This is a genomic window from Paraburkholderia sp. (assembly GCF_035948235.1).
In the GTDB taxonomy this organism is placed as follows: Bacteria; Pseudomonadota; Gammaproteobacteria; order Burkholderiales; family Burkholderiaceae; genus Paraburkholderia.
Map to the genome: position 1 here is coordinate 23,264 of NZ_DASZJJ010000085.1, position 15,068 is coordinate 38,331.

A 15,068-nucleotide genomic window follows, 5' to 3' on the forward strand; every position below is an offset into this window, starting at 1 on the left:
AACCCCGGCAATCAGGGTTAACTACGGCAGACAGCCGTAAAACATGGGTTCTATGGCGCTGGCACGGATCTGGCTTTATCGATTGCAGCATCGTTGCACACACAACCGCCGACGCCAGTGCGGTGGCCGATGCAGTAACCGGAGGAGGCACCAACCATGTTGATCACTGGGATCAAGAGCCGCCCGGTCTACGAGACGCTCACGCCGTTCGAACGCGGCACGGTGCATCTCGTGGTCGGGCAGGGCGGAGGCGGCGCCGCCATGCTGCGCCTGTTGCGCGAACTGAAACAAGGCGGCACGCCCGCTTCGCGCATCCGCGTGATGTATTCCACGCAGTCGTTTTCGGGCGTGAGCCATCTTGCCGAACTGGAGCGCGAATGTGCCGACGAACTCGGCGTATTCGTGAGCAACGCTGCGCTGGTCGACGGCCTGCGCAACACGCTCGACGCCGCGCATATGGGGCTGCGGCTCTATCTGTCGGGTTCGGAGAGCTTTATCGGCAACACCATGCAGGTGGCCTCCGAATTCAACCTCAATCGCGATGAAGTGAAGCGCGAGCACAACGGCACCTTCGTGCGCCGCGTGTGGTGCGTGCATTGCGATGCGCGCAATGAAGACGTCACACGCCGCGTGTTTCGCTGCGGTGGTTGCGGGCTCGATCTGATCGTGCGCGATCACTACTCCACGCGCATGGCCGCGTTCATGGGCGTCAAGTTCGATGCCGAGCAGACCGGCGCCGCACAACCCGACGAGGAACTGGATACATGAGTACGCAGGCAGGCAGCATTGGAGTCGTGATCCGTGCGGTGGAGGATGTCACGCCGCTGATCCGCGTGTTTTCGCTCGAAGCCGAGGACGGCGCGCCGCTGCCCGGTTTCTCGGGCGGCAGCCACGTGCTCACGCTCATTCCCAATGGCGAGATCGTGTATCGCAACGCCTATTCGCTGATGAGTTCGCCCTTCGACACGCGCCGCTATGAAATCGGCGTTCGCCGCCAGGACAACGGGCGCGGCGGCTCGCGCCGCATGCACGAGCTGAAAGTGGGCGACACGCTGCGTATCACGCCGCCCATCAACAACTTCGCGCTCAATGCGCTTGCGCGCAAGCACATCCTGTTTGCGGGCGGCGTGGGCATCACGCCGTTCGTTTCGCAGTTGCAGGATCTGCGGCAGAGCAAGGTGCCGTTCGAACTGCACTACGGCGTGCGCGATGAGGCGCATGCGCGCATGGCGCGCTTTCTGCCCGATCTGCCGGATGGCGATGTGCGCGTCTACCACGACGTTGCGGGCGAAACGATCGACTTCGCGCAGGTGCTGGGCGCGCAGCCGCTCGGCACGCACGTCTACGTGTGCGGACCGCAGGCGATGATCGACGCGGTGCTGGACGCCGCGCGTGACGCGGGCTGGGCCGACAGTCACGTGCACTACGAGAAGTTCGTCGAGCAGACCGGTGGCGTGCAGTTCGACGCTTATCTGCAGCGCAGCGACGTGCATATCACGGTCGCGCCCGAGATGAGCCTGCTCGAAGCGATCGAGGCTGCGGGCGTCGATATTCCCTATCTGTGCCGGGGTGGCGCATGCGGCCATTGCGAAACCGGCGTGCTCGCCCTCGACGGCGAAATCGAACACCGCGACGACTGGCTTTCGCCCGAACAGCGCGTCTGCAATGACCGCATCATGCCGTGCGTGTCGCGCGCGAGCTGCCGCAAACTCGTTCTCGATCTCTAGGAAAAGCCATGACCACCGTATTCAAGCAGGAAGGCAGCTTCCGCCCGCCTTACGCGTTTCGCAACAGCGAAGAGAGCATTCGCCGCTTCCCGTTCCCGTACTTCGAAGATGAGTACGCCTATTCGATGAATCTCGAACCGCACGTGCCGACCGGAGACGGTGTGCTGCGCGCGGCCTTCGATATCGACGAGCATTACCTCACGGAAATGCGCGAGCGCGCGATTGCGCTGGAGAACAATCCGGGCATGCACTACGCGTCGCTGCCGCATACGATGCAGGCGCAATGGGATTTGCTGGAACTGATTTTCGAATCGTATGCGCGCGATTATCCCGAGCATTTCACCCTGATCCGCGAAGGCTCGCGCTGGACGTGGGAAAACCGCCTGATGGGTCTGCGCGATACCTTCACGTTTGGCGATCCGGCTACGCTGCCGTATGAGCCGATGGAGTACGCAACGCGCCAGGCGCAAGGCGAATGGATCGTGGTGGACGATCGCGACGATTCGCTCTATAAATCGGCCGGCATGGCCACGGAGCGCGCCGATTATTCGCTGCGTTTCAATCTGGGCATGAGCTGGTCGGAATGGCATGGCCCGGTGCCGCTGATTCAGGAAACCGGCGTGCTCGACCGCGCGCTGAAATTCCTCAAGCGTTTGCGCACGGGCCACCCGGTGCGCCGTTTGAACTGGACGCTCACGGTCAATCCGCGTCTGGAAACCTCGGCGGAGACGCTGCACGAATGGGCGCCCGACCGCCTGACGGTGACGCCCGAAAACGTTGGCAGTAAAGTGCATATGCGGCTGGAGTTGCAGCCGCTGCACCGGCTGCCGCGCAGCAATGCGATTGTGTTTCCGGTGCGCACGTATTTCCTGAGCCTCGACGAACTCGTGACGATCCCCAAGTGGGCGCGCCGCACGCATCGCGTGCTTAAATCACTCAACCAGAATTTGATCGACTATAAAGGCTTTTCGCTCTATCACCAGACGATGGTGGATTTTCTCGCGCAATACGACGACGGTGCGCCGACGTCGCCTGGCAATGGCATCGACTGAATTTATCCACGAAAGTTTTCCACGAAAACAGGAACAAGGACATCATGACGATCAAACAGGAACTGCCGTCGCGTCTGCTTATCGACGGCCAGCTGGTGGCGGGCGAGGGCCCGGCCGACGCCGTCTACAACGCGGCCACGGGGCTGCCGTTGTGCGAGATCTCGGAGGCATCCGCGGCGCAGGTCGAACAGGCGGTTGCCGCCGCGCATGCCGCGTTTCCCGCGTGGGCGGCCACCACGCCGCGCGAGCGCGCCGAAGCGCTGATCGAACTCGCCAGCCGTATCGAACGTAACGCCGAGCGCTTCGCGAACCTCGAATCGCTCAATTGCGGCAAGCCGTATCAGGCCGTGCTCAACGATGAAATCCCGGCGATCGCCGACGTCCTGCGCTATTTCGCGGGCGCCGCGCGCACGCAGCATGGGCTGGCGGCGGGCGAATATCTCGCCGGTCACACGAGCATGATTCGCCGCGATCCGCTGGGCGCGGTTGCCGGCATCGCGCCCTGGAACTATCCGCTGATGATGGCGGCGTGGAAGATCGGCCCTGCGCTCGCGGCGGGCAATACCGTCGTGCTCAAGAGTTCGGAACTCACGCCGCTCACGGCGCTGCTGCTGGCCGAAGCCGCCGTCGATCTGTTCCCGCGTGGCGTGCTCAACATCGTTACTGGGCGCGGCGAGAGCGTGGGCGCGCCGCTGTCCGCGCATCGCCATATCCGTCTGGTGTCGATCACCGGCGACGTGGGCACCGGGCAGAAGATCATGCAGAGCGCGGCGCAGACCGTGAAGCGCACGCATCTGGAACTGGGCGGCAAGGCGCCGGTAATCGTACTGGGCGATGCGGATATCGCCTCGGTGGTCGAAGGCATCCGCACGTTCGGCTTTTATAACGCGGGTCAGGACTGCACGGCAGCGTGCCGGATTTATGCCGATCAGAAGGTGTACGAACGATTGGTTGCCGATCTCGCGGCTGCGGTCAAGACCATCAAGCTTGGCGAGCAACGCGACGAAGGCGTGGAGATGGGGCCGCTGATTTCGGCGCGCCAGCGTGAGCGTGTGGCGGGCTTCGTCGATCGCGCGCGCGACAATGCGCATATCGAAGTGGTTGCCGGCGGCCGTGCGTGGGGCGAGCGCGGTTACTTCTTTGAGCCGACTGTGATTGCCGGTGCGCGTCAGACCGACGAGATCGTACAGCGCGAAGTGTTCGGGCCGGTCGTGTCGATCACGCCGGTGCGCGACGCCGAACAGGCGCTCGAATACGCCAACGACTCGGAATATGGTCTGGCGAGTTCGGTTTGGACGAAGGACGTGGGCACGGCGATGCAGTTTGCCTCACGTCTGCAATATGGCTGCACGTGGGTCAATACGCACTTCATGCTCGTGAGCGAGATGCCGCATGGCGGCTTCAAGCGTTCGGGCTATGGCAAGGATATGTCGGCGTATGCGCTCGAAGACTATACCGTTGCGCGTCACGTGATGATTCGTCACTGAACGCAACACAGCGTGTGAAGTGAAACGGCCCACCAGTTGATCTGGTGGGCCGTTTTTTTCGTTCAGGCGCACTGACCTTATTTGCGCGGCGGATGAAACGTCACCGTTTTCCCGGCAGGCGCGTCAGTCGGCCCGCAGGTGCCACAGGTGCCGCAACCGTCGCCGCAATCGCCCGTCGCGCCTTTGGGTTGGAGCCAGCGACCCACGCGTTGCGCAAATGCATTTCGTTGTGAGCGCAACAGCGTAGCCGCCATACCAGCCTGCATGCGCGAAGTCGTTTTAGGCGCGACCTTGCGCAGTGCGGTCCAGAAGCTCACCGCGACGAGCAGCGCGATCACCGCATATTGCAGCAGAAGATTCGTGCTCACAGAAAATACCTCGCAGCCTGGTACGTGATGAACGAAGCCGCATACGCCACCACGAACATATAGCCGAACGACACCACTACGGCTCGCCACGAGCGCGTCTCGCGGCGAATCACGGCGAGCGTCGACATGCATTGCGGCGCGAACGCGAACCACACCATCAGCGAAAGCGCGCTCGCCACGGAGAAGTTCTGCGCGAGCGTATGACCGAGCGCTGCGACGTCGCTGTCGCCACCCGCTACGGCATAGACCGTTGCTAGCGCGGCCACGGCGGTTTCGCGCGCGGCAAACGCCGGAATCAGCGCGAGACTCATCTGCCAGTTAAAGCCGAGTGGCGCAAACGGCCATTGCAACGCGCGCCCCAGATAACCCGCGATGGTGTAGTCGATGGCCGGTCCGGTCGCGCCTGCAGGCGGCGAGGGGAACGTCGACACGAACCACATGATGACGGTCAGCGCGAGGATGATGCCGGTAAGCCGCTTGAGAAAGATCGTGCAGCGCTCCCACAGGCCGATCGCCACGTCGCGCGCGCGAGGCACGCGGTACGAAGGCAATTCCATCAGCAAGGCATGTTCCGTGCGGTCGCGGCGCAGATGCTTCATGACCCAGCCCACCGCCATCGCGCCCGCGATGCCCGCGACGTAAAGCGCAAACAGCACCAGCCCTTGCAGATTGAAGATGCCGAACACCATGCGATGCGGGATGAACGCGCTGATCAGCAGCGCGTACACCGGCAGGCGCGCGGAACAGGTCATCAGCGGCGCGACGAGAATCGTGGCCAGCCGGTCGCGTGGATCGGAGATGCTGCGCGTGCCCATCACGCCGGGAATCGCACAGGCAAAGCTCGACAGCAGCGGGATGAACGAGCGCCCCGTGAGGCCGACCGACACCATCATGCGGTCGAGCAGAAAGGCCGCACGCGGCAGATAGCCCGACTCCTCAAGCACGAGGATGAAGAAGAACAGCACCAGAATTTCGGGCAAAAAGCCCAGCACGGTGCCAAGACCCGTGAGCAGGCCGTCGGTCAGCAGGCTGCGCAGCGGGCCGTCGGGCAGCCATGCACCCGCGATGCCGCCAAGCCAGTCGAAGCCATCGCCGATCGAGTCGGTCAGCGGCTTGCCGAGCGAGTACACCGCCTGGAAAACGAGGAACATCACCACGGCCAGGATCAGCGGGCCGAGCACCGGATGCAACGCGACGCTGTCGATGGCGTCGTCGCGGGCGTCGGTGGCGCGCGGCATCGTCACGGCATCGGCGAGGATGGCGCGCACGGTGGCGTGCAGATCGCCGCCTGCGTCGATTGCCGCGCCATCGGCGTCAGGCGCGAGCGCGGTGCTGATATCGACGCCATCGATTAATTCGATGAGCGGCTGCGCGCCGTTGCGCCGCACGGCGACCGTTTCGACCACGGGCATGCCGAGCGCGCGCGCGAGTTTCGGCACATCGACGGTGATGCCGCGGCGCTTCGCGGCGTCCATCATGTTGAGCGCAAGCACGACCGGGCGGCCCATGCGTTTGACTTCGAGTACGAAGCGCAAATGCAGGCGCAGATTCGTCGCGTCTGCCACGCAGACCACGAGATCGGGAATCGCTTCGCCGGGATAGCGGCCCATCAGCACGTCGTGCGTGACGCGTTCGTCGGGGCTGGCCGAATCGAAGCTGTAGGCCCCGGGCAGATCGAGCAACTGGATCTTGCGGCCCGAGGGCGTGGAGAAGCGGCCTTCCTTGCGCTCGACGGTCACGCCCGCATAGTTCGCGACTTTCTGGCGCGCGCCGGTGAGCAGGTTGAAGAGCGCGGTCTTGCCGCAATTGGGATTGCCGACGAGGGCGACGCGCAGCGGTAGCTGACTCATTTCGTTGCTCCCGCAACGAGTTCGTCGCGTTCGATGCTTACATTTACACGTGCCGCTTCGGCGCGGCGCAGCGCGAAGCGCGTGGAGCCGATCTGCACGAGCAGCGGGTCGGCGCTCCATGGCGCGCGGGCCACGATGCGCACCGGTTCGCCGGGCACGAAGCCGAGATCGCGCAGGCGTTGTGCGATGGGGTCGCGTGTAGAGGCGTCTTCGACGCGCTCGACAAAGGCAGTCGCGCCTTTGGTTAGGTCGGTCAGCCGCATGGGGATTCGTTGTTTTATGAAATGAGAACTGTTCTCATTGTAGCGGCGATGTGTGACGGAGGGGGTTCAAACGGACACGCGCGCCTTGATTCAGCGCTGCGGTGGCTGGAAATAGAGCGCTTGGAGAAGGATTTGAGGGGAGGCGGTGCGCGGTTTTGTCGCAGTAGTGCGCGCACCGTTTGCCCGCTTGCCGATTGCGGCGGGCATGGATGACAAGCCGGTTAATTTCGATTGGCGCAAGCGAGGCGCAGCGCGAGGCCCGCGAATACGGAACCCAGCAGATATTGCGGCCAGCGCGATGGCTGATGGCGCGCTCCCAGGCGGCGCGCGACATGGCTGGCGCAGAGAATGACCGCGCCATTCACGCACAGGCCGATCAGATTCAGCACGGTGGCGAGGATGAGGATCTGGCCCGCGATGTTGCCGTCCTGCAGGCGGACGAACTGCGGAAACAGCGCGAGTACAAATAGCGCCATTTTCGGGTTCAGGATATTCGTCAGGAGTCCCTGGGTAAAAATTCTTCCTGGCGAAAGCGCGTGCCGAACTTTCTGGGGCGCTGCGGCTTGCGGTTTCGGGGCATGGCGATCCCTTTTGTCGTTGAGGCAAAAGGGATATCAGTGTAGGGGACCAGTATTGAGCGGTCAATTCGCGCGATGCCCGTCCTCTGCCCCAGCGCAGCGATGTGGCTAGCTGCGGTAATCGGTGCGGCGAGGATCGAATACCGCGCCGCTGTCTTCGTGCTGACCGTGGTGGTCGTGCGCGTGCGCATCGCGCCGACGCTCTTCGCGCCAATGTGCGGCGCGCCCGCGCTCGTGGCTATCGTCGTGATGCGTCTGCGCGTGTTGCACGATTTGCGCGGGTGCGCCATTGTCGCGCAAGCCGAAATCATCGGCGTGCGCCGCCATCGAAGCGAGCGTGAACACCGCCGCACCACACAAAACACCTGGGATTCGCATGCTTTTTCCCTTTTTAATCCGGTTCGTCTGGGGCGCAATGCCGGGCAGACTATCGGCTAACGGGTGCGAACGACAGGCGTTGACAGGGCAATGAGCGCTCTGACGATTCTTGACGAAGATCGTTCGCGCGCTGCTGAAAAGACGACAGCGCCGGACTCATCGCGAGTCAGGCGCTGTCGGTGAAGCGTGAAGATAGGGTTATGCCTGCGCTTACTGCGCGATCGGCACGGTCACATCGCTGCCGAACCAGTGCATCGAAATCTTCTTGAGCGTGCCATCCTGTTTCAGTTGCGTGAGCGCGTCGTTGATCGCCTTCTCGAACTTCGGATTGCCCTTGCGGAACGGGATGCCCATTTCCTGATTCGCACCCTTGAGCACGGCGCCAGGACGCAGTGGCAACTGCGAATTCTTGATGATGTACGGCAGCATCAGACGATCGTCGATGGTCGCGTCGATACGCTTCGCGGCCAGGTCGCGCAGCTTCTCGGGCGCGCCAGGATAGGTTTGTACATTGATGCCGGGCACGGCGCGCGCCATCTGGTCGTAATTGGTGCCGAGCGTCACGCCGATCTTCTGTTCGCCCTTGAACTGGTCGAGCGAGGTGAAGCTGCGCTTGTCGTCGGCGCGCTGGATCAATTGCGCAGCCGAATACGTATAAGGCTGGCTGAAATCGAGCGCTTGCTGGCGTTGCGGCGTGATGGTCACCTGGTTGACGATCACGTCGAACTTGCCGGCCTGCAGCGCCGCGATAATGCCGCTCCATTCGGTGGGAATGAATTCGGGCTTGACGCCGAGCTTTGCGGCCACGGCCTTCGCGACATCGACGTCGAATCCTTCCAGTTCCCCCGCGCTATTGCGCGAGTCGAACGGCGGGTAAGTGCCTTCCAGACCGATCTTGAGCACGCCCGCCTGTTTCACGCTGTCCAGCAGGTCTTCGGCGTGCGCGGCCACGGCCGTGAAGCCGAGGGTCGATAGCGCGAGCGCGCCTGCGAGAAAGAGCTTCGATACCTTCATCACCTGTCTCCTGATTGTTTATGTAGGAACTACGTTGTGACTGTGCAGCGGGTTACGAAATCAGATTGATTCGGTGTCCTGTGTTTGCATAAGGGATCAGATGCCCGGCGCAGGCAGCGTGCCGAGAATTTCCTCGAAGGCAAGGCCGATTGCGAGCAGCCGGCGGTCGCTTCCGGTGGGGCCATCGAGTTCGAGTCCGACGGGCAGGCCCGCATCGGTGAGTCCGGCGGGCAGCGAGAGGCCTGGGATGCCGGCATTGCTCGCGGGGTCGGTGTTACGTAGATAGGCTTCCAGTTCGTCGATGGGCGCGCCGCCGTCGATCGACACGCTCGACGAGCCGTTCAGATCGTCGATCGGCACGGCGGCGAGGCGCGTGGTGGGGAACAGCAGCGCGTCGATGCCACTGGCGGCGAAAGTCTGCGCGTAGAGTTGCTGCAGGCGCGGCCGCCATACCGTCATGGCGGTTTGATAGTCGCTGCCGCGCGTGTCGGCAAGGATCGCATCGTAGGCGGCGCGTACGTCGGGGCTGGCGATGCGCGCGGCCACGTCGGCCACGGTTTGGACGGGCGTCTGGTTGGCCGTGAGCCAGGCCTGCAGATCGTCGATCGGCTCGTGCAGCGCAATGGCCATGCTCACGCGGTCGTTGAGCGTGAAGATGTCGCTCATCTCGACCGGCACGAGGGTGACGCCCGCCGCCGTCAGTTTCGCGAGCGCGGCGCGCGCCACTGTTTCGGTGGCGGCTTCGAGTCCCGCCCAGAACGGCGCGGGCAGGCCAATGCGCAGATTCGTGACGGCTGCCTGCGAGAGCGGGCCGAGCCCGGTGATCACGCCGTCGAGCAGCGCGACATCGGCGACGGTGCGGCCCATCGGCCCGACTGTGTCGCGCGTATGGCTGATCGGCACGACGGCCTGCGGGTCGTGATAGCGGCGCTGCGTGCCGCCGTCACCGACGCTCGGACGCAGGCCCACGATGCCGCACAGCGCGGCGGGAATGCGCGTGGAGCCGCCGGTGTCGGAGCCCAGTCCGGCAGGCACGATGCGCGCCGAGATCGCCGCGGCCGTACCGCCTGAGGAGCCGCCGGGAATCCGTTCGGGGTCCCAGGGATTGCGCACTGGGCCGGCATGCGGCGCGAGGTTAGTGCTGGTGATGCCGAACGCCAGCTCGTGCATATTGGCCTTGCCCAGCACGATGGCGCCAGCATCCACGAGTCGTTGCACTGAAGGCGCGTGGCGCGCCGCCACAAAGCCTTCGAGTGCGGGCGTGCCCGCCGAGGTGGGCAGCACGCGCGTGTTGATGTTGTCCTTGACGACCACGGGCAGGCCCGCGAGCGGCAGATGCGTGCGCTCGTTGGCGCCTAGCGCGTCGATACGCTGTGCGGCGGCGAGCGCGCCTTCCACGTCGAGCGCGGTGAGCGCATTGAGATTGGCGAGCGCCTGGGCGCGCGCGATCAGCGTGGCGACATAGTCGGCGGCTTTGAGGCGTCCCGCGCGAATCGCCTCGACGGCTTGCGTCGAGGTCAGTTCCAGCTGCTGGTCGACAGTCCAGGTCATGCAGTCTTCTCCTCGTGCAGCCGTGATGGCGATGCGATCGTTGTCGCGTGCGCGGTGTCCGGTTTGTTTACTTCTTCTTCATGAAGCGCAGCGCCAGGCGCGCGAGCGCGGGCACGACGCGCGGGCGCAACAGGCGCGGATCGTAGCCGCTCATGCGCTCCTCATCTTCCTTGAGGCACAGTTCGATCATCTCATGCGGCTTGAGCGAATCGCCCAGTACTTCGCGGTTGGCGGGCAGAAAATTTGAATCTTGCGCGACGCCGTCCGCGTCGATGCCGCGCGCGATCGCCACGCGGTCCCACACCAGTTTGATCCAGATTGCGCCCACGCGCAGCGAGTGCCAGGGACGTCGCCACCACGGCAGATTGCTGCGATACCACGCCACCCAGTTCACGAAGAACAGGATATGGCGGGCTTCTTCCTGGATCACGGGTTCGAAGGTTTCGACGAGTTCGGCGGGGAAGAATCCCGAGCGCTGCGCGGAGCGGAACAAGCCGAACGCAAAGAAGCTGTCAATGCATTCGCTGTAGCCCGTGAACATCCACGCCCATTCGGGATCTTTCGGCGGCGGGTAGCTGGGTTCGGGCGCGAGTTCGATGCCGTAGGCCTGCACGAGATGCGAGAGCACGACCTTGTGGCGCGCTTCCTCGTCGCCGTCCATTTCGATGGCTTCGCGCAGGAGTGGATCGCGCACGGTTTTCGCGTAGGTTTTCACGCGGATCGACGCGCGGCCTTCGGTCTGCACGGCGATGTCCCAGATCGGCAGCGAGGTCAACCGGCGCAGCGCGTCGGGTTCGAGCTTCGGCCAGTCGAGCACGGCGGGACGGTACGGATCGTGGGTGTCGAGCAACATCCGGCTGAACATCCTGCGATGTTCGTCCGATCCTATCCTGATGGGCCCTGGCGTGTCGTGAGTCCAGTGGCGCAGCGCGGCGTCCTGGTCGGCAAGGTCGGTGGCGCCGACGTCCTCGATTGGCGTCAGGGTGTCAGACATGGAGCGTAAAGGATGACAGTAATGTGACTCCTATTCTGTCATAACCGTAAGGAAAGGCGCTGGCTCACGCGCAGCGCCGCTGCTCGTCAATCCACATGCGCGCCCAGCGGCATGCATAGGCCAGCGCATGGCGTTCGTCGAAGAAATAATCCAGTGCGTCGAATGAAACGATCTTCTGGCTCGCGCCGCCGCGCGCGCTTGAGGATTGAGCGGCGGATTGACCCGTTGCGGGGGCGGCGAGCGTGCCGATCGTCAGATTGGCGGCGTACAGCCCGTTGGGCAATGCCTGCGCGCTGGGCGCGACTTCGTAGCCTTTGTAGCGGATGGGTGCGTTCATGGCGTCCAGCTCCTGCGTTCTGCCTGTATGCGAATTGCGCATGAGTACCTCGCTTGTGCGTTTGCCAGTACGAGCCCAGCGTAGGGGCTGCCATGCGCGAGGGGAACCAATCTTTCGTCGCAAGCAAATCACGGGCGGACTGGAACGGTCAGCAGAATGATCGCGATGAGGCGAGCTGGTGTGCCCGGCTCCAATGTCGATCGCGCAAAATGCGGCGTCTGTGGGCTGGCCGACGCAAGGCGTGCGCCTCTGTGCGCTGGCGCGCAAAGGCAGGCGCTCGGAAGGGGAAGCGCCGGTGCGCGTAGCGCAAACGGCGAACAGAAAGACGAGGCGCGCGGCGCCCCGTCATGCTTCGGCTGTATCGGGCGCGGCGTTAAACCGCGACGCTCAGGCGGTCTTCATTGCGCGCAGAAGCGGCGCTGGTTGTGCTGGTCGCGCTCGTCGCAAGCGTTTGCGACGGGTGCGCCGCGCGTTGCGTGTTGAAAGCGAGCGCGAATTGCGCGGCCTGCTGGCCCACCGTCGAAAGCTGATCGACGACCTTGGGATCGGAGCATTGATGCGCGCTGTCAAAGCGCGTTTCCAGCGTGTTGATGCCCGCGCCGAAAGGCGTCGGCCAGCCGCGCAGCGCATGCACGATCGAGCGCAGCGACGTCAGCACCGATCCTGCGGCCTGCCAGCCATAGGCCGTGACGATGCAGCCCACGGCGCGGCCGTCGAGATAGGGGCGTTCGTCGGCGCGCAGTTCTTCCAGCGTGTCGAGCGCGTTCTTGACGAGGCCGGACACGCCGCCGTGGTAGCCAGGCGTAGCGATGATGACTGCGTCCGCCGCGCGCACGGCTTCGATCAGTTCGAGCTGGGCGTCGGTGCGGGTCGCGGCTTCGGGCGCGTAGTGCGGCAGGCTGTGCAGGAAGGTGCCGCCGAACAGTTGCGTGCGTGCGCCGGCCTGTTCCGCGCCGCGCAGCGCGAAGGCCAGTGCGCGTTCGGTGGAGGACGCTTCGCGCGTCGTGCCGCCGATGCCAACGACGAGCGGACGATGTCTGGAATCGGAAATGCTCAAGGGGTGCTCCTCGGGTAAGCGGTGGGGCCCGTGTCCGGATGCGTCGCCGCACGCGCGGCAACGCGTCTTGCGGCTGCGGGCCGGCGCAAAGAATGCGTTCACGTCGGAACTGCCATCTTAGTGACCGCGCCATGTCGCGCGAAACGACTTTTTGTTCTAACGATATGCGCAGGCGACGGGTTCAGCCCTGTGCGGCCCGCGCCATATGCATAGCTGAAAGCATTGGTTGGGGCGGCGTGCGGGCATCGGTACGATGAAAGCGTCTCCTCCATGAGCATCTCCTTGACATGGGATTCGGCCCCGCACCGTAAGGTGGCGGGGCCGCTTTTTTTCTGGAGACGTTTTCTGAAGGCGCCGATGCGGGAATGAGCGGCGCGATGCCTTGCGCTTATTGAGCGCGGTAGACGGAGACGTTGGGCAGCGCTTTGAGTGCGGCAGGTGACGGGTTGTGCTGGCGGCGCGCCGCAGCGGCGTAGCTCACCTGCAGGACGTTGCCGTCCGGGCCGATCTGCGGTGGAATTTCGGGCAGGCCGTCGGTTTTCGACTTCACGCCACCGGTCGCGCCGCCCTGACCGGATGCGCCGTTCGGAAGCATCGGCACGGTGGGAGCCGGTGCGCGCATGGCCGGTTCGGCAATCTTGCGCGTGTCCGGACGCTCGACGCTGGCGAGCTTTTTCTTCGTGTGATGCGCGTGCGCTTTCCTGTCGGGCGACACCGGATGCGCGCCGGGCGTGCGCGCCTCGGGCGGGTTCCAGATCTCGGTGTAGTGTTCCCCGGCGAGCGCGGTGGACGCGAGAACGCACAGCATCGTCCCCGTCAGAATGAATCGCACGTCGTGATCTCCGTTTTGATGAACAGGGCCGCCCCGCCGCGCCGGCCGCGCACCTTGCGCTGGCTGGCGGGCACGCCCGCAGGCGGCGAAGCCCGGTACGGCAACCGGGCTGCACGCACTGTACATTCGTACAGCGGTGAATGCAAACGTTTGACGGCGCGCCGCGCGAGAGTGTTGCGCGCACGCGGCGTCCGGGTTTGCCGTGGGCGCCGCGTACGGAGATCGAATACGGCGACAGATCAGGCGTCGAGGGCGGTGCCCCCATGCAGGCCGAGCCAGCGCCCGTAGCTGCGCGGCGAGAAGGCCAGCGTGAGCGCGATCATCGCCGAAATCGATACGGCCAGCATGATCCACGCGCCGGTGAACCCGCCCGTCAGATCGCGCACGCGTCCGGCCACGACCGGCGCCAGCGCGGCGATCACAAAGCCCAGCCCCTGAACGAACGCCACGAGCCGTGCCGCGATGCGGTGGTCGCCCGAATGGTCGAGCGCGGTCACCAGTGTGACGGAGAACGTGCCGCCCAGGCCCGCGCCAGCCGCCGCGACCCACAGCAGCGGCGCGGCCTCGGGCCAGGCCGCCAGACCCACGATGCCGATCCACTGCAGGCTCAGCCCGGCGATCAGCCAGGGGCGGCGATCCGTGAAGCGCGCGGCGGCGAGCGGCAGCAGCAGGGCACAGGCGGCCTGAAAGACCGTCATGGCCGCCAGCAGCGAGCCGCTGGCCGCGACACTTGCGCCATGCTGCTGGTAGTACGCGGGCAGCCAGGCCACGAGGCTGGTGTAACCGCCGTTGACGAGGCCGAAGTGCAGGCCCAGCGTCCACGCCCGGCGCTTCTTCCAGACCGGCACCGAGGCGTGATGGCCGTGGTTGTGCGCCGCCGCCGTACTTGCCGTTGTCCGTGCGCCGCGGTTCAGCCACAACCACAGCACCAGAGCCAGCAGCGCAGGCACGGCCCAGACGGCCAGCGCGATATGCCACGAGCCACCCAGCCGCGCCGCCAGCGGACTCAGGCTCGCGCCCAGACCGCCGCCGCCCATGATCGACGCCGAAAAAAGCCCCATCGCCAGGGGTACGCGTTGCGCGAAGCGCTGCTTCATCACGGCCGGCAGCAGCGCCTGGATGGCGGCGACACCCGCGCCCGCAGCCGTGGCGGTGAGCATGAGCGCACCGCCACTAGCGGCGAATGCGCGCGCGCCGCAGGCCGCCGCAATCGCGATGAGACCGAGCGCCACCCCGCGCGTCTCGCCCAGCTTGCGCGCGAGCAGTCCCGTGCCGAACGCGCCCAGCCCCATCGCCACCACGGGCAGGCTGGTCAGCAGCGACGCGCCGTAGAACGACAGGCCGGTCGCTTCGCGGATCGTCGTCATGAGCGGGCTGATCGAGGTGAGCAGCGGGCGCAGATTCAGCCCGATGGCGACGATGGTGGCGTACCAGACGATGGCGCTGGCGTCCGCTGCCCGGACGCATGTGGGGTTGGATGAAGCAGGCATTCGGTCAACCTTTCAAAGCTATTTTGGTTGACCATTATACAGATTGATTGTCAACAATCTGGGCGGTGGATTGCTATGCCAGGTATAGCG

General features: G+C 64.8%; 15 protein-coding genes and 1 pseudogene. 4 read left to right on the top strand and 12 right to left on the bottom strand.

Annotated elements, in window-relative coordinates:
* The first annotated feature begins 156 nt into the window (after positions 1 to 156).
* From VG320_RS06900 to VG320_RS06915, 4 genes are all read left to right on the top strand, one after another.
* A complete protein-coding gene (locus VG320_RS06900) occupies positions 157 to 768 on the top strand; it encodes a dimethylamine monooxygenase subunit DmmA family protein (RefSeq protein ID WP_327199386.1) in 612 nt (203 codons plus the stop codon).
* Positions 765 to 1,727: a PDR/VanB family oxidoreductase gene (locus VG320_RS06905; protein ID WP_327199387.1), complete on the top strand. Its 963-nt coding sequence runs from the start codon at positions 765 to 767 to the stop codon at positions 1,725 to 1,727. The genes VG320_RS06900 and VG320_RS06905 overlap by 4 nt, the downstream gene beginning before the upstream one ends.
* A gap of 8 nt (positions 1,728 to 1,735) precedes the next feature.
* Positions 1,736 to 2,779: a DUF3445 domain-containing protein gene (locus VG320_RS06910; protein ID WP_327199388.1), complete on the top strand. Its 1,044-nt coding sequence runs from the start codon at positions 1,736 to 1,738 to the stop codon at positions 2,777 to 2,779.
* A gap of 74 nt (positions 2,780 to 2,853) precedes the next feature.
* On the top strand, positions 2,854 to 4,266 hold the full coding sequence (locus VG320_RS06915) for a gamma-aminobutyraldehyde dehydrogenase (RefSeq protein ID WP_327199420.1): 1,413 nt from the start codon (positions 2,854 to 2,856) through the stop codon (positions 4,264 to 4,266).
* Between the two features lie 77 nt (positions 4,267 to 4,343).
* Here the strand turns inward: VG320_RS06915 and VG320_RS06920 are convergent, their stop codons facing one another.
* The 12 genes and pseudogenes from VG320_RS06920 to VG320_RS06975 all read right to left on the bottom strand — a co-directional run bounded on the left by VG320_RS06920 (position 4,344) and on the right by VG320_RS06975 (position 14,978).
* Entirely contained in the window at positions 4,344 to 4,634 is a 291-nt protein-coding gene (locus tag VG320_RS06920; RefSeq protein WP_327199389.1) for a DUF6587 family protein, read from the bottom strand.
* A complete protein-coding gene (gene feoB / locus VG320_RS06925) occupies positions 4,631 to 6,484 on the bottom strand; it encodes a ferrous iron transporter B (protein ID WP_327199390.1) in 1,854 nt (617 codons plus the stop codon). Before feoB ends, VG320_RS06920 begins: the two co-directional genes overlap by 4 nt.
* Positions 6,481 to 6,747: a FeoA family protein gene (locus tag VG320_RS06930; protein WP_327199391.1), complete on the bottom strand. Its 267-nt coding sequence runs from the start codon at positions 6,745 to 6,747 to the stop codon at positions 6,481 to 6,483. Before VG320_RS06930 ends, feoB begins: the two co-directional genes overlap by 4 nt.
* Before the next feature lie 221 nt (positions 6,748 to 6,968).
* Positions 6,969 to 7,316: pseudogene (locus tag VG320_RS06935) on the bottom strand (LysE family translocator); the annotation flags it as partial.
* Positions 7,317 to 7,433: 117 nt separating this feature from the next.
* Positions 7,434 to 7,703: a hypothetical protein gene (locus tag VG320_RS06940; protein ID WP_327199392.1), complete on the bottom strand. Its 270-nt coding sequence runs from the start codon at positions 7,701 to 7,703 to the stop codon at positions 7,434 to 7,436.
* 210 nt (positions 7,704 to 7,913) lie between these two features.
* Positions 7,914 to 8,717 carry a transporter substrate-binding domain-containing protein gene (locus VG320_RS06945; RefSeq protein ID WP_327199393.1) on the bottom strand — a complete coding sequence of 268 codons (804 nt, stop codon included), beginning with the start codon at positions 8,715 to 8,717 and terminating at the stop codon, positions 7,914 to 7,916.
* Positions 8,718 to 8,813: 96 nt separating this feature from the next.
* Positions 8,814 to 10,268 carry an indoleacetamide hydrolase gene (gene iaaH / locus VG320_RS06950; protein ID WP_327199394.1) on the bottom strand — a complete coding sequence of 485 codons (1,455 nt, stop codon included), beginning with the start codon at positions 10,266 to 10,268 and terminating at the stop codon, positions 8,814 to 8,816.
* A gap of 67 nt (positions 10,269 to 10,335) precedes the next feature.
* Entirely contained in the window at positions 10,336 to 11,262 is a 927-nt protein-coding gene (locus tag VG320_RS06955) for a ferritin-like domain-containing protein (protein ID WP_327199395.1), read from the bottom strand.
* 64 nt (positions 11,263 to 11,326) lie between these two features.
* On the bottom strand, positions 11,327 to 11,599 hold the full coding sequence (locus VG320_RS06960) for a transcriptional regulator (protein WP_327199396.1): 273 nt from the start codon (positions 11,597 to 11,599) through the stop codon (positions 11,327 to 11,329).
* Positions 11,600 to 11,972: 373 nt separating this feature from the next.
* Positions 11,973 to 12,656: an NAD(P)H-dependent oxidoreductase gene (locus tag VG320_RS06965; RefSeq protein WP_327199397.1), complete on the bottom strand. Its 684-nt coding sequence runs from the start codon at positions 12,654 to 12,656 to the stop codon at positions 11,973 to 11,975.
* A gap of 388 nt (positions 12,657 to 13,044) precedes the next feature.
* Positions 13,045 to 13,488: a hypothetical protein gene (locus VG320_RS06970; protein WP_327199398.1), complete on the bottom strand. Its 444-nt coding sequence runs from the start codon at positions 13,486 to 13,488 to the stop codon at positions 13,045 to 13,047.
* A gap of 239 nt (positions 13,489 to 13,727) precedes the next feature.
* Positions 13,728 to 14,978 (bottom strand): cyanate transporter, encoded by a 1,251-nt coding sequence (locus tag VG320_RS06975; protein ID WP_327199399.1) that lies wholly within the window; start codon positions 14,976 to 14,978, stop codon positions 13,728 to 13,730.
* Positions 14,979 to 15,068: the final 90 nt, after the last annotated feature.